Source organism: Streptomyces sp. NH27 (assembly GCF_056859195.1).
Genome location: NZ_JACEGK010001044.1, coordinates 1 through 690 on the forward strand (window position 1 = coordinate 1; position 690 = coordinate 690).

General features: G+C 75.8%; 1 protein-coding gene. It reads right to left on the reverse strand.

All coding sequences use genetic code 11. The features are described 5' to 3' along the window. On the reverse strand, positions 1–553 hold a 553-nt coding region (locus AC13HU_RS37925; protein WP_483046543.1), incomplete at its 3' end, for a cobalt-precorrin-6A reductase. Positions 554–690: the final 137 nt, after the last annotated feature.

Consider the following 690-nt stretch of genomic DNA (forward strand, 5'->3'; position numbering starts at 1 on the left):
GCACCGCCCGCTCCCCCTCCAGGATGTACGGCCCCCGGTCCAGCAGCACCTCCATCCGGCGCGGCACCGCCCCTTCCGGCGGGTCCACCGACCGCACCAGGAACCACAGTTCGTCCAGCCCGGCGAACGCGGCGAGCCCGGTGCGGCCGGTGGTCAGGAACACCCTGCGGGCGATGCCGGGCAGCATCTCGGCGGCCTGCGCAAGGGAGGCCGCCGAGAGCCAGCGGTCGCCCGGGCCCGGTGTCCAGCCCGGGCGGCGCAGCGCCAGCAGTGGCACCCCGGTGAGCGCGGCGGCCTGAGCCGCATGCGCGCTGATCGTCTCGGCGAACGGGTGCGTGGCGTCGACCAGCGCGTCCACGGAATGGTCGCGCACCCACCGCGCCATCCCTTCGGTCCCGCCGAACCCGCCGATCCTCACGGTTCCCTGCGGTAGGCGGGGGGCCGCCACCCGCCCGGCCAGCGACGACGTCACCCGCACGGTGCCCATCGCGACCAGCACCCCCGCGAGTTCCCTCGCCTCAGCGGTCCCCCCGAGAACCAGCACATGCCGCACACCGCACCCCTTCCCACCAGCCCCTCGACCCCGCAACGTACGTTCCACGTGAAACATTCCACCCGGCCCACCCCACACAGCCGGTCGCCGGCCCACCGCCGGCCGGGGCGCCCGGTCCCGACCCCGCACCAGCGGGC